Raw genomic sequence first — 14,340 nt, forward strand, 5'->3', positions numbered from 1 at the left:
TGAGTTGTCAGTTATTGTTCTGGCTTTAGCTCCATCATTTTTTTTATTTCCGGTAGCCCATTATGGCTGTATCTAAGTTTTATCTAGGCTACAAACAGCTTTCTAAAGCAGTTTTTGAATGGCAAGCAGCTGATAGGACGGCACTACTGGCAGCATTCATGGTAATGGATGTTTTTTCGCATTGGCTGTGGTGCTTATTTGTTTGGTATCGCCGTGATACTTATAGTAATTACATTGATATGAATCTGCTGTATCCAATATGGATTGGTGTGTCCATGGTAGGTGTGTTTTTGCTATGGATGTCCAGTCGTTTTTCACCGGTTAGAAGTGCCAATAGCAATATCTATACATGGCAAGCGATACTTATTACTATTTATAGTGCCTACATTACCTTTATTGTCGCAGTATTGGGACATAGTAGTTTGGTAGCGGGTGTCTCGTTAGTAGGTGGTACGATGTTGGGTATGATGCTCATTAGCCGGCGGTATGTATGGCGAGCATTTATAGGGCAAATCATTGCTATTTTGGTGGTAACACTCATTCCTTATGCTGGTATTACGATACCCAATCTACGACAAATGGTTGCCACGACGCTGCCTCCTAACATTCATAGTTATATGACTTATAATGAAATGGTTATAATGAGGAATCAGGCGTTAAACTGGGATGATATCAATTATCTACGCCAGTCTTCTAATCTGTTGTGGCGTTCTACACATATTTATATGTCGCTACCAAAAGCTATTTTTATTATTTATATGTTCCGTACTTTGTTGGTGATATTAGATGACAGTAGAAAAGAAACCTTACAACATGCCAATCAAGATGAGCTGACACAACTAAAGAATCGTCGTTATGGTCTGATGCAAATGAAGCAAGCATTGGTGACGATAAAGGAGTCTCAAGATATCAGCGTGATCTTATTGGATTTGGATTGGTTTAAGGAAGTTAATGACAATTACGGTCATGATGTGGGTGATCGAGTCTTGAGCACAGTGGCACAGACGCTGTCGCAGTCTTTAACGGATGATACAATTGTTAGCCGATATGGTGGCGAGGAGTTTTTGATTGTACTGGCAAATACAAAGCATGATAGTGCGATGGTCATTGCTGAGCAGCTACGGCTAAGCATTGCTGAACAAACCATTGTGGTCGATAACAATATTACCTTTAACGTGACCGCTAGTCTCGGATTGTATACGCTGACTTATAAAGAATGCATGTCTTTTAAGAAAGCGAATCGAGCGGCAGGCAAAACAGAAACGGGATGTCAGCTTGATCATTCACAGCTAAAAAAATCGTATATTGGAAGAACGTTTGATAACCAAACCGAACTCACACAATTGCCTCAAGATATTTGCCAGCGCTTGATCTGTAGGGCAGATAAGGCTTTATACAAGGCTAAGGGCCGCGGGCGTAATCAAGTTGTGAGTGCGAATGAGATGTTAAAATCAGGCGATGACAAGATAGATTCGCTTTATAGTCATTAGAAAGTAATCAAGCAGCTGAACATTCATAGATGACTACTGCCATCGATATGAATGTTCTAATCTGTACCTACCGATAACTATAGTTGATTAAAAAACTAACTGCTGTACCAAACTCGCCAATACACTCGTTGCAAAGCTGCCAGTCGTTAGCGTGAAATCCAACACGAGTGTCTGAGACTCCTCTTCTGAATCACACCATACCCACGCTAACGCTTCGATAGGTAAACGCAGCGCTCGTCGTTGTGCCTTTATATCTCGTTGTTCTAAACCAGCAGCTAACTGCGTCAATAAAGGGCTATGTTGTACGGTATCATTTTCAACGTCTGCCGCCGCATTACTGACTTTATCATTGTCTATGCCCCACATCACAGCCGTTGGATGGATATCACCACTAGCCATTCGTTCACGTAATGTGTCGTCTACCTCTTCACTCGTAAAGATTGATCCTGAGCCATCCAAATTAAACACTTCACCGGATAGACCAGTATTCCAGCTACCATCTCGTACGCGTGCTGCCAAGATCTCATTAAATATCAAGCTACGCGCTGCAGACAGCTCCATCGTGTTTTGCTCTCGCGGTGCACGCTTGCTTTTGCTTTTTTTAGACGATGGGCGAGGCGCTCGTAGTGGACGGGCAAACAGTGATAATGCCTCTCTGATGTTATTGCCTTGACGACCAAAACGCTGTGGACCAAAATAATTGGGGACACCACTTTGGCTAATATTCGATAAATACTGCTCGACTGCTTCTTTTGCAGACAATAGCTGCTCAGATTCTGGTGTCTCAGTATCGATATTTTCAAACTGAATATCACGTAAGGTAATTACGAATTGATTGGCACGATGCGTACCACGATTGAGCTTTTTGTTATGCCAATGCTGAGCGAGAATAATGACTGACTCTGTCTCTCCGATATCTATCGGTGCAAACTCAGTGGCCGGTAACTGCTTCTTGGGTATTCGTAGGCTAAACCACTGTGTTGTTAGTGCATGACGGTCTTTCAGTCCTGAATATCCAACATCACGTAATGGAATCTCTGCCCACTCTGATAATAGTTTGGCCAAATAAGCAGTGTTCATGCCTGATTTCTGAATATGCAACCATAGGTGCTCACCTTCATTGGTGAAGTCTAATGGCAATATCTCATTGACGATAAAATCCGTAGTATTGGCCTTATAAGTTGCCCGTTTTAATGGTGGCTGCATCGGCTGTGGCAATTGCTCAGTATCCGCGGCAGCTGAAATATCGATATCGGCCACATCAACGGATGCACTCGTAATTGGCTTGCTCTCCAAATGCGGTTCAGAAGTAGAGGTCGTAGGCGTTTCGAGATGGTTGTCTAGATAAGTCATAAAGTAATCTTTTATTTTGATTATAAGTTTTAAATGGAAGTCATGGTAATAGAGGGTTTTAGATAAAACGTGAAAATTACGTTTTGCAACGCAGTAAACATACAAAAAAACAGCATGTGCTAAATGGTCTTGCTACTATCGATGAATAGGGTATGAAAAGATCATAGAGTTGTTTTCATACCGTTTTTATTAGAAATCTATTATAACCGTTAAGGAAGACTTATGACCAATGCAACGATTAACACAGTTACTATCAGCAAGGCGGACATTCCTAGTGGCGGTATGAAATCATACAAGCAAGAGGATGATAGTATCATTTTAATCACCCGAGACGACGACGAGTTTCATGCGTTTGATGGTAAATGCCCACATGCAGGGGCAGATTTAGGCAACGGGTTACGCTGTGGCAACCGTGTGGTTTGCCCATGGCATCATGCTACTTTTGATAGTCGTGATGGCACATTGTTAGAGCCAATCGCCACCGAAGGCTTGACCCAATATCAACTGACTGACAATAGTGATGAGTTGATTGTGACGACATCAGCCAAAGAAAAGACTGATATACCAAATGATAAATTGACAGACACTCATACCGTGATTGTGGGCGGCGGTGCGGCTGGGTTTATGACGGCACATTATTTGCGTAATACTGGATATGGCGGTGATATCACATTGATTAGTGCTGACAACAGAGCCCCTTATAATCGTCCGTTATTGTCTAAAGCTTTTTTGGCAGGGAATATACCAGAAGAAAAGCTGCTGCTTGGCGGTAGCGACTGGGCCAAAGACAACAATATTGATTTGCGCTTGAATCAAACGGTGAGCAAAGTATTGCCTAATGAGCGTACTTTAATGGTTGTTAGTGATAGTAGTAACAGCAACAATGATAATAGTAGTGATAAAACCATATCTGCCGATTATTTGGTGGTGGCCACAGGGTCGTCACCTACTATACCGCCTATTATGGGAGTAGAGTTAGATGGCGTATATACCTTACGCAGTATGGATGATGCCAAGTTGATTAAAGCGGCCAGTCATGATCAGCGCGTGGTGATTATCGGTACTGGGTTTATTGGTATGGAGGTCGCCTCAGCCTTAGCGCAGGCAGGCACGACAGCTTCAATCACAGTGGTTGGGCAGTCTGACCGTGTAATGGGTAATATCGTCTCAGAAACCGTTAGTAATGCGCTTATCAAGTTGCACGAAGAAAACGGCGTTAACTTTGTATTTGATGCCACGGTCAATGCAATTACTGAGGTTAAGAGGGTTGTCAATCAGTCTGAGAATGAAGAAGAGAACCAAACCTTTTCACAAGTGGGCGGTGTGATACTAGGAAATGGTGAGCAGATTGATGCCGACATTGTGATTTTAGGCACAGGAGTATCTGCCAATACTGCGCTGTTAGAAGAGGTCAATGATCCTGATGGTGTACAGGTCGATAGCAAGCTACAATTGCGTGATGGGGTATATGCACTGGGCGATATCGCAAAAGCATCTGGGCAGATGGGACGTATGCGTATTGAGCATTGGCGTGTGGCATTACAGCATGGGCTCGTGGCGGCAGCTGCGATATTAAAAGACGACACAGTAGAGACGTTAGATGCCCGTGTGCCGTTTTTTTGGTCCATGCAATATGGCAAAAGCCTACGCTATAGCGGCCATGCGCAAACGCCAGATAACAGTATATTGCTTGGTACGCCAGATACGCTCGATTATATCGAGTACTATTTCGATGACGCAGGAGAGGACAGTCGTGCCAGCGCGGCAAGTACGCTTGGTCGTGACAAAGAATTGGTCGCTTTCTCTGAGCTACTTCGCTGTGGTCATGCACCGACGCGCGCGCAGCTCCATGCAGGGTTTGATATTATCAAGCAAGCACAAGCATTATCGCTCTAGCACTACAAAGTAATAAGTATTAGTATCTTGGGCATGTCATCAATTAGCACATTAATACATTTAGTGGTCTTAAAATGGCTAAATTTTGATAAATATCGTCAGGAATTTTGTCAATATGTTCATATTCACGGCAATTTCTTCCTCATTTATCTACAATTTTTCTCATTTTAAGCCTCACAATCTAATTGATGACATGCCCTAGGCTGGCTTAGGAATCTAAGTCAGTTTTTATATAGTCAAATCCATATAAATCCGCTACATCATCATCCTCGTTAAGTATACTCATGTATAACTTGCACTCGGTTTCCTTGTATCGAAATTATTTGAATTCAACTATACATAGACGAAAAAGGAAAAATTCTAATATGAGCGAAAATAATATAAATCAAGGCCATACAAAAACAGACCGATTTGATAAAGACTCTGTATTTTTACGTGAAGCCACGTTAGATGATATTAGCGCACTTGAGCAGTTATTGAATTGCTGCTATCGCGAGACAGCAGGTTGGACCAATGAGGCAGATTTGATTGGTGGTATTAGAACCACAGCAGCTGAGCTTGCTGCCGTTATCAATGACCCTAATCACTATTATTTTGTCTATCCAAAAACAACAACGGGCGACCGTGATGGAGAAGAAACAGGTGAGATACTTGGCTGTATCGCTGTTGATATCAAAACCAATGCTACCTCAAATAAAAAAGCTTATATCGGTATGTTTGCGGTACATCCTGTGCTACAAGGGCAAGGCGTTGGTAATGTTATCTTACAAGCAGCAGAGACCTTTGCAGATCGCCATTTACAGTCACAGAATCAACCGAGCCGTTTGACCATGTCTATTCTTAGCCATCGTCCTGAGTTATTGGCCTACTATGAGCGCCGCGGTTATCAGTTAAATGGTAATAAAATGCCATTTCCAAACGATGGGAATAATGGCGAGCCAAAGCGTGAAGACTTAGAGCTATTAGAATTAGAAAAAATCGTTAGCTGATTATATTATTTTAGCGAAAAGACACTTAAAACTATAATGTCTGAATCAACGCCAAAAATATCTAAAGGTCATAAATAGCCCCACGCTCAACAATAAAAATGCCACGATGATTAAGCGCTTAAACCAGTTAAAGGCTGGCAAGCGTGTGGCATTGTCATCAGACATAAGATAAGCAAATAAACAAAGTAAGCTCGCTGCCAAGGTCATAATCCCTAAGCCAATTGGTAATATAAAAAAGTACACCTGCCACACAGTCATCTCTCAACGGACATTATTAAATGCATGATAGCAGTACTAGGATTGTGCTGTCTGTATGAAGGTGACTTCACTTAGAATTTTTAGAGCTATTCAAACAGAGGTGATTCAATTATAAAAAAGCAATATCAAATAAAAATAGGCAAATATCGAGAATTAAGTTGGCTTCTAAGATATAATTCTATATAGTTCTAGTAACTTTATAGACACATTAAGAACGAGGGGATTAGTGGTAAAAAATCAACGAAAACCTCAATTACATAGTCATATAGATGTCACATATCAAATGACTGTTACTGATAATTGAGGTACTTGCAAAACCAGTTTTAAGGTTTATCAAGCGAGTGACGAGTTGGTTTTGACTATTGAAACTGGGGTATGTTTCTATAAGTTATTCGTAATAAAGTTATTGAAATATATTAAATAAAACTATCCTTATTCTTAGAGAGACAACATGCTAAAAAGAATCGCTTTTCTAACGGTTACATCAATACTATTTGCTGGTTGTGCTTCTGTACCCACTGAAAATGTTGAAGTATCTAATGTACTCAAGCAAGTTAAAGTACCAAGTACAGATAATGCTGGTCTATATATTTACCGTAGCAATAGTGTGGTGGGTGCAGCTTTGAAGAAAGATATCTGGGTAGATGATGAGTGTATTGGAGAGACTGCGCGTGGAACATTCTTTTACCATGAGGTGCTAGGAAATAAAGAGCATAAAGTTTCAACAGAATCTGAGTTCTCACCAAATGATTTAATGGTAATGACTGAAACAGGTCAAAACTACTTCGTCAAACAGTATATTAAGCCTGGTCTTTTTGTCGGTGGTGCTGGTTTGAAGTTAGTACCTGAAAGTGAAGGCAAAGAAGCGATAGCTGGCCTTGAGCTCGGTATTAAGGGCAATTGTAGTAAATAGCTAATTTTTATCATCCGAGTGGTTCGTAGTATCGATGACATTTAGATATTAACTCACTGAAAAATTGGCTGAGATTGGATTGATAACGAAAAAGAGGGTGCTTATAAAGCACCCTCTTTTTCGTGTTCAGTCTACGTAACTAACGCATCGTCACAAACTCTTCCGAGCCTGTTGGGTGAATTGCAACAGTATTATCAAAGTCAGCTTTAGTCGCACCCATTTTAATCGCGACTGCAAAACCTTGAATCATCTCATCGACACCAAAGCCAATACCATGTAAGCCAATGACTTTTTCGTCATCGCCCAAGCACACCAGCTTCATGGTGCATTTTTGGCGATGCTGGGTCACTGCACTATACATAGAGGTAAAGCTCGATTTATAGCATTTGATATTGTCTTTGCCATAGCGTTCAATCGCGTCGATTTCAGACAAGCCAATCGTACCAATCGCAGGGTGGGTAAAAATAACGGTCGGTATCAACGTATAGTCTAAGTGCTCATTAGGCTTATTATTAAATAGACGCTCTGATAAGCGGCGACCTGCGGCAATCGCCACTGGAGTCAAATCAACACTGTTTTCGATAATATCGCCGACTGCATAGATGTTGTCGATATTGGTATTTTGGAACGCATCGACTTTGATTTTGCCAGTCTCAGTCGTCGCGACCCCTGTCACTTGCAGGTTGATACCGTCTGTTGATGGCGCACGACCAATGGCCCAAATCAAGCAATCTACTGTGTCAATACAGTCTTCGCCACCACTATTGGTAGATAGGTTCAGGCTATCATCGTCATTTTTATTGACTTCATTGATGGCAGTGTTGGTGTGCAGATGAATACCATCTTGCTCCATCTCTATCAGCAAGGTTTCTACAATAGTATGGTCAAATGCGCGTAGTGGCGAGTGTTTGCGCACATATAAATGCACCTCTGCACCTAGACTGTTTAGTACGCCTGCGATTTCGACAGCGATATATCCTGCACCCACAATCGCCACACGTTTTGGCAAATGGTTCAAGGCAAAAAAGCCATCAGAATCGATACCGTATTCTGCGCCTTTGATATTTGGTTGAATCGGGTGACCGCCCGTGGCAATCAAAATATGGTCAGCGGTAATGAGTTCGCCGTTCACTTCTATGGTATTGGTATCGACAAATTTGGCAAAGCCTTTGATGACTTCTACGCCATTTTTGGCCAAGTTGTTGTCATAAGAGCGGTGGATATTTTCGATGTACTGTTGACGGCTCTGCACCAGTTTTTGGAAGTCAAAACCTTTAAACTCAACATCAAAACCATAATCGGGCGCATATTTATGAATGGCTTCGGCAACTTGCGCGCCATACCACATCACTTTTTTGGGAACACAGCCCAAATTCACACAAGTACCACCCAGTTGATTGGCTTCGATAATGGCGCATTTTTTGCCATAGCTTGCTGCACGGTTGATTGAGGCAATGCCGCCGCTGCCGCCGCCAATGGCGATATAGTCATAATGTTTGGTCATAATCAGGTCTCTTTATTAAATTGTTATTGGTACAGTTTTAAGGTTTATTGTTTTGAATGCTCTTGTTTTGGACTCTACTGTAATGGGTCTTATAATCCATCTTACAAGTTTTTTATGGTTAAGGTGTGTTGAGTTGCTTCCATGTGGTCAGTATTTATATAGCTAAGCCTATCTAAACCCACTTAAACAATAGCACGACGTCTATAAAATAACAGCCCAGGAATTGACAAACCCAGTACCAATCCTGAGGTCACAAACAAAGCCTCAAACAAGTACACCATCATTTGACTAAATAACTCGTCTGAAAAACCAAAATAGCCAATCTGCACCATGCTGACCATCGCCTTATACGCGGCGATACCGGGCATCATACAGATGACACTTGGCGAAATGAGCGCTTTAGGCGGTAGGGTATATTTCTTAGAAAAATACACGCCCAAAAAACTGGCAAGCATCGCTCCAAAAAAGCTGGCTACTACAAGATGTACTTGCTGATGGACAAGTGCAGTCTTTAGTCCAAACCCAAAAGCAGTCATGAGCAAACACGGCAGAATGTAGCGTTTGGGAACAGTGAACATCAGCGTCCAACCAAGGGTGATGATGCAAGACAGTACAACGGTTTCTATAAACCACATGTCAAAACCCCCAGTGCTGTATTTGAAGTAAAACAAGGGCCATCACGATGCCAACGCACGCGGATAAGGTCAACATATAGGTAAACACGGCACGTCCAACCCCGATATTGACATAGCCTTTTAAGATATCCGAAAAAGAATTAATGAGGGGGAAGCTTGGCACCAGTAGCAGCACACTGGATGCAACGGCGATATCGGCATTGTTCCCAATATCAAAATAATACGTGGTTGCGCCAATGAGAGAGGCGATAAATGCCGTCACGATAACCGTAATAAAGGGGTTAAAGTGATGTTTGGACAGATAAATACGAGTGAGCATCGCCACCATACCAGCGACAAATGTCACCGCCGTCATCAACCAACTGGCACTGTTAAGATAAGCAAATGCGGCACAAGAAATGCCCACAAATATGCCGACTAGCCATGTTGGATAAACCGTCTTGTCTAACTCATCAAAGGCAAGCGTAGTCAGGTCTATCAAATCATCATTATCTATGGTGTCTTCGGTCTTATTAACGATTTGCTGAATTTGTACCAATAAATTGACGTTGATGCTCTGATTGATTGTGTCTCTGGTAGTGGTGATACAGCGCTCATCACAGATAGTGGTCAAGGTAAGGGCATTAAAATTGAGCGAGCATTCTACGCTGTTCATTCCCAAAGCAATGCCCAAGCGCTTGGACAAGTCCACCACGATGGCAGACTCAGCACCATACTGCATAAGAAGTAGGCCGCAGCGCACGCATAGTCGGGTAATGCGCTGCTGCTTTACGTAACTGATAGAGGTCATTGTGGAAGTACGCATATTGGTTATTGATACGCTATTATAAAGGGTCTGAGTGCTGACGCGCAGGCATTATTGGACATTATATTGAAAGCTAAGATAAAGTATAAGATTTTTTGGCAAGGAGAATAATGAACGAATATCGCTTATTGTATCAAAAGTTACTATAATGTTATTTATCTTATCTAAATGATACTCTACGATAACTATACATAAGCTAAACACACTATGATTATTAAACAATTCTTTGCTGCATTCACTTATATCTCGCTACTTTTTATGATGCCGTTATCTTTGATAGGCTGTGATAAAAGCTCTGACAGCAATATTAAAGACAACAATGAGACAGTAATAGAATGTTCTAATGAAGTGTGTGATGAACGGTTTTCTGTACTGCCTGCTGATGCTGACATAACCAATGTTGAAGATCCAACCAGTTATTTTTTAGCCGACATTAGACAGAAGTATCCGGATGCAGTTGCACTATATGTAGGCGCTTATAACTCTAGTGGACGAGAAACAACTATTGATATGCCTGATATAAAAGAACCTGTCATTTTATATCTAAGCTCGTATAGCCCAATACATTGGAACATCAATACGACCGTTATCGATAGCGAGAATAACGAGTACGAATCCAATGTAATTGGTGTGGTATATGGCAGTTATAGTGAAGGTTCACAAGTTAGTGGCGTGAACAAAAAACTGACTTTTGATCATGGTCATAGACTGGGTAACTATAACTCCGATGTTAGCTGTAGCTGTGCTGGTGGCAATTTTCGCTGTGATGGTAGCGATGTCATCTTAGACATCGGCTCATTGCAACATAGGTATGGCTTTAAAGTGATAGGTTATACTGGTGCATCTTCAGTCGATAAAGTGTCTTTTAGCAACACTAACCGTTCTATAAATTTTGCAAAATTGGCTACCGTTAATTATAGAAAGATAGAAGCAAAAAAAAATCAGTGTACAAATAGGGTCCATTCTAATTTTGAGGATACATATACAAATCTAACCGAAAATCATCAAGACAGCCTCACCTTTTATAGTGATACTTCCTCTTATCTTATTCAAACAAAGTCAAACGCAGGTCAGGTGCAAACTAATGACTCGCAAATGTTTGATAATCATCTATACAAGTTTCCTTTCACCACTAATACCTGGGGCGACTTTCTAAATCCTAAACGTAAAGTACCTGACTCGGGTTACATGGCTTATTACATTGATGCGAATAACGTAGAAAAGGTAGTCAAAGCAATGCCAGTTTCTGCCATTCAAAAAAAGTACGCTTATGATGAGTTTTTAGGGATTCCTTCGAGTAATTTGAATGCGTATTGGGTCGGGGTGTTAAACGCGCCTAAATCAGAGTTTTATAATATATTGATGAATAAAAGCTGGTCTGGTGGCAGGGTTTCCATTGATAGGCGCGTCATTCTTGAGCAGGGACTTCATGATGTTGAGCAAAAAGTATTTATTCCAAAAGGCAATCACATTATTGAGGTTGAGTATTCAAACAGTTGGCATACCACTGATGTCAGCGTCATGCTAACACCAATATCAGAAGTGAAACAGCCCACAGACTCTAGTGACTTTTTAGTAGACATCAAGACTCAATATCCTAATGTCGTCGCGTTATATGCTGGTGCTTATGAAGCGGATAATCAAGCGGTTGTGCTCGATATCCCAAAGAGTACAGCGCCTATAGTTTTATATCTAGGGTCTTATCGCGCGATCAAGTGGCAAGTCAATAATCCACATAAAACAAAAGTTGTTGGTGTGGTCTATGGTAGTTATGACGACGGTACCAAAGTACAGGGTGTCTCTCAAGATATGGTGATCAATACAGGTAAGCAGTTTGGTAGCTATGCAACCAATGAGGTTTGTCACTGTGTTTCTGATATGGATGAATGCATAAGCCAAGGGAAATCTACCAGATTCAAAGCATACAAATCCTATAATATTCCAGTCGTGGAGTTTGTTGGTGATTATTCGACAGACTATCTATCTTTTAATAAATATACTGGTAATCAGTGCTCATGAGCGCTTAAATATACATGAGTTAAAGTAGTACGTGATCGGTATGATGCCAGTGAATGGACCTTTGTAATAATTGGTCTGTTTAAATGTGAGGTTGAATCGTAGTGTAGTCAGATTGAAGAGAAGCTAGAACGTACGGTAGACACGCTGCTGCTTTACGTAACTGATAGAAGTCATTGTGGAAGTACGCATATTGGTTATTGATATGATACGCTATTATAAAGGGTCTGGATGCTGACGCGCAGGCATTATTGGACATTATATTTGATATGACTACAAAGGATAAGATATTTTAGACAAGAGAAGATAGAGACTAGCGCAGATGCGTGGGTGATGACTGTAGACAGGGTATTTGTTTAGGTAGGTTTGGGTTATAAGATGCTCGCTAAGCAGTGACTCAAATTAAAATAATGACGTTATATACTTCAGATGCATGTTGGGTATGACTTACGACGGAAAATAGGCGATAGATTGTAAAATTAATAGACTTTTGTTTTCTATGGTGATAATCTCTTCCTCGATAATTCAGACACATTACTTACATCTTGGTTACATTCTCAATTCATTACCTTTATCTAGCTATCTACTTCAACTGTATCTTTTAACTTGGACGTCTAATGACCACTTTTAATAAAATGAAAAATGTTCTATTGCTTACCACCATTACTACGTTGGCGGGCTGTACTACAGTAGCCGATATGGCAGGATACGATACTGCTACCTTAAATAGCGATGCGGCAAAAAGCTACTCTCAAGTGGTTTCTAGTGCTAAGAGTCAAGGCGCAGTAGACAATACTTCTTCGACCGCCATTCGAGTTAAAAAAGTCTTTAATCGTATAAAGCCTTACGCCGTTCAAGCCAATACAACAGGCGTGCCTTTTGATTGGCAAATTACGGTTATAAAGTCACCTGAATTAAATGCTTGGGCAATGCCTGGTGGCAAAATGGCCTTTTACACAGGTATTGTAGAGACGTTAAAGTTAACTGATGCAGAAATCGCTGCAATCATGGGACACGAAATGACCCATGCATTGTCTGAGCACAGTAAAAAGGACGCAGGGCAAAAAGTTCTGACTGGTTTAGCGATGCAGTTAGGTGGTGCACAACTACAGTCAAAAACAGGATTAAGTGATAATGCATTGGGCTTAATTAATGACCTAGGTATTGATAAGCCGTTTTCTCGTAGTCAAGAATCACAAGCCGATGCGGGTGGTTTGCGTTTGATGGCGCAGGCAGGCTACAATCCAGCGTCTGCAGTGTCAGTATGGGAAAAAATGGAGGCCGAAAATGGTCGTAGTAGCGCCTTAGTTACTTTGACGTCTACGCATCCAAATTCTGGGCAGCGTATCGCTAAAATCAAAGCACTCTTGCCTGAAGTTACGCCAATTTATCAAGCGGCTGCTAAAGCACCTTAATAGATCGGTACAATTAGATAAGTACGATACTATTAAAAGAGCATAGAAAATAAAAAAAGCAAGTCGAGAGGCTTGCTTTTTTTGCAAAGAAATATCGAAAAATGACTGGTTTAATTTTGAAATTACGTCGCATGCTATACCCAACTTAGGGGCTTTGGTAATACGCCCAACGTCGCGGTATATGAAAGCGGCGAGCGTGATCGGCATGAAGCCAGCGAATGGACGTTTGTGGTCGTTGGATTGTCTAAACGAGAGGTCGAGTCGCAGTGTAGTCAAGTTGAGGAGAAAATAGAACACAGCATAGATTAACGGGTGATGAGTGTTGAGAGGGAATTTATTTAAGTTAATTGGTTTTATGTCTTAACTCTGAAAAATGTCTAACTTGTAGGTTGGGTGGAGCTTGCGACACCCAACATTTACTTCAAAAAAGAATATGCTCATCCGCCCCAATTGATAGGAAGCAAACCATCCGTCACAAATCGATGAAATGAGGAATATTGCCAGTCTTTAACTTGTTTCACATACTCATGTTTAATAGGGTTCATATGAATATAATCAATATGTGCTCGATAGTCTGATTCATCGCGAATACAATGCTCCCAAAATCGACGTTGCCAAATACCACGCTCACTTTTTTTAAGTCTACTACTCGAAATAGATTCTGTTTTGGCAATATTATAAGAAAAGTAATATTTAATGAGTTTTATTCGTTTAGAGAAGTCTGCATCATTATTTGGCATAGTACATAACATATGCAAATGGTCTGGCAAAATAACAATGGCATCAATGTAGAAGGGGTGTTTTTGTTTAACGAGTTTGAAGGCGCGTCTAAGTGTTGCAATTTCTTTGACTAGCAAATCGCTAGACCTATCAGCTAGGTTGACAGTGAAAAAGTAGGTTGCTCCTTTTTGATAGTGCCTTCGATACTGCATGCTATTCTGCAAATTATAACTAATAGCTGATATTACTTAATTTTGTTGGGTATCGCAAGCTCCACCCAACCTACGGATTGTAGGTAATTCCGCGTTTAAATTGTAGGTTGGTGTCGAAGGATGAGACCCAACGA

General features: G+C 41.0%; 12 protein-coding genes and 1 pseudogene. 7 read left to right on the forward strand and 6 right to left on the reverse strand.

The window, feature by feature from the left end:
* Positions 1-62: 62 nt before the first annotated feature.
* Entirely contained in the window at positions 63-1,490 is a 1,428-nt protein-coding gene (locus tag JMW61_RS07195) for a GGDEF domain-containing protein (protein WP_201550091.1), read from the forward strand.
* A gap of 87 nt (positions 1,491-1,577) precedes the next feature.
* On the opposite strand, the gene truD is transcribed toward JMW61_RS07195, so the two are convergent.
* The gene (truD, locus tag JMW61_RS07200) at positions 1,578-2,843 is read right to left on the reverse strand and encodes a tRNA pseudouridine(13) synthase TruD (RefSeq protein ID WP_201550092.1); all 1,266 of its coding nucleotides are present in this window, start codon (positions 2,841-2,843) and stop codon (positions 1,578-1,580) included.
* 222 nt (positions 2,844-3,065) lie between these two features.
* Between truD and JMW61_RS07205 the strand changes: the two genes are divergently transcribed.
* Together JMW61_RS07205 and JMW61_RS07210 are read left to right on the forward strand one after the other, a co-directional pair.
* Positions 3,066-4,739, forward strand: a complete 1,674-nt coding sequence (locus JMW61_RS07205; protein WP_201550093.1) for an FAD-dependent oxidoreductase — start codon at positions 3,066-3,068, stop codon at positions 4,737-4,739.
* Positions 4,740-5,104: 365 nt separating this feature from the next.
* Positions 5,105-5,728 carry a GNAT family N-acetyltransferase gene (locus tag JMW61_RS07210; protein ID WP_201550094.1) on the forward strand — a complete coding sequence of 208 codons (624 nt, stop codon included), beginning with the start codon at positions 5,105-5,107 and terminating at the stop codon, positions 5,726-5,728.
* 45 nt (positions 5,729-5,773) lie between these two features.
* Here JMW61_RS07210 and JMW61_RS07215 read toward each other — a convergent pair whose 3' ends face one another.
* Entirely contained in the window at positions 5,774-5,935 is a 162-nt protein-coding gene (locus JMW61_RS07215) for a hypothetical protein (protein ID WP_227687380.1), read from the reverse strand.
* Between the two features lie 502 nt (positions 5,936-6,437).
* Between JMW61_RS07215 and JMW61_RS07220 the strand changes: the two genes are divergently transcribed.
* Positions 6,438-6,899, forward strand: coding sequence for a DUF2846 domain-containing protein (locus tag JMW61_RS07220; RefSeq protein WP_201550096.1), 462 nt, complete (start codon positions 6,438-6,440; stop codon positions 6,897-6,899).
* 139 nt (positions 6,900-7,038) lie between these two features.
* Here the strand turns inward: JMW61_RS07220 and gorA are convergent, their stop codons facing one another.
* The 3 genes from gorA to JMW61_RS07235 all read right to left on the reverse strand — a co-directional run bounded on the left by gorA (position 7,039) and on the right by JMW61_RS07235 (position 9,828).
* The gene (gorA, locus tag JMW61_RS07225) at positions 7,039-8,403 is read right to left on the reverse strand and encodes a glutathione-disulfide reductase (RefSeq protein WP_201550097.1); all 1,365 of its coding nucleotides are present in this window, start codon (positions 8,401-8,403) and stop codon (positions 7,039-7,041) included.
* Positions 8,404-8,585: 182 nt separating this feature from the next.
* Complete coding sequence (locus JMW61_RS07230; RefSeq protein ID WP_110923241.1) at positions 8,586-9,038, reverse strand: threonine/serine exporter family protein; 453 nt, start codon at positions 9,036-9,038, stop codon at positions 8,586-8,588.
* Between the two features lies 1 nt (position 9,039).
* Positions 9,040-9,828, reverse strand: coding sequence for a threonine/serine exporter family protein (locus JMW61_RS07235; RefSeq protein ID WP_197101838.1), 789 nt, complete (start codon positions 9,826-9,828; stop codon positions 9,040-9,042).
* A gap of 222 nt (positions 9,829-10,050) precedes the next feature.
* On the opposite strand from JMW61_RS07235, the gene JMW61_RS07240 reads away from it, so the two are divergent.
* The 3 genes and pseudogenes from JMW61_RS07240 to JMW61_RS07250 form a co-directional block, all read left to right on the forward strand.
* Positions 10,051-11,862 carry a hypothetical protein gene (locus JMW61_RS07240; RefSeq protein ID WP_201550098.1) on the forward strand — a complete coding sequence of 604 codons (1,812 nt, stop codon included), beginning with the start codon at positions 10,051-10,053 and terminating at the stop codon, positions 11,860-11,862.
* A gap of 632 nt (positions 11,863-12,494) precedes the next feature.
* Positions 12,495-13,274 carry a M48 family metallopeptidase gene (locus JMW61_RS07245; RefSeq protein WP_201550420.1) on the forward strand — a complete coding sequence of 260 codons (780 nt, stop codon included), beginning with the start codon at positions 12,495-12,497 and terminating at the stop codon, positions 13,272-13,274.
* A gap of 171 nt (positions 13,275-13,445) precedes the next feature.
* Positions 13,446-13,583 (forward strand): annotated as a pseudogene (locus tag JMW61_RS07250) (DUF503 family protein); the annotation flags it as partial.
* A gap of 128 nt (positions 13,584-13,711) precedes the next feature.
* Here JMW61_RS07250 and JMW61_RS07255 read toward each other — a convergent pair.
* Positions 13,712-14,206, reverse strand: a complete 495-nt coding sequence (locus tag JMW61_RS07255; protein WP_201550099.1) for an REP-associated tyrosine transposase — start codon at positions 14,204-14,206, stop codon at positions 13,712-13,714.
* Positions 14,207-14,340: the final 134 nt, after the last annotated feature.

It is taken from the genome of Psychrobacter fjordensis (assembly GCF_904845995.1).
Taxonomy (GTDB): domain Bacteria; phylum Pseudomonadota; class Gammaproteobacteria; order Pseudomonadales; family Moraxellaceae; genus Psychrobacter; species Psychrobacter fjordensis.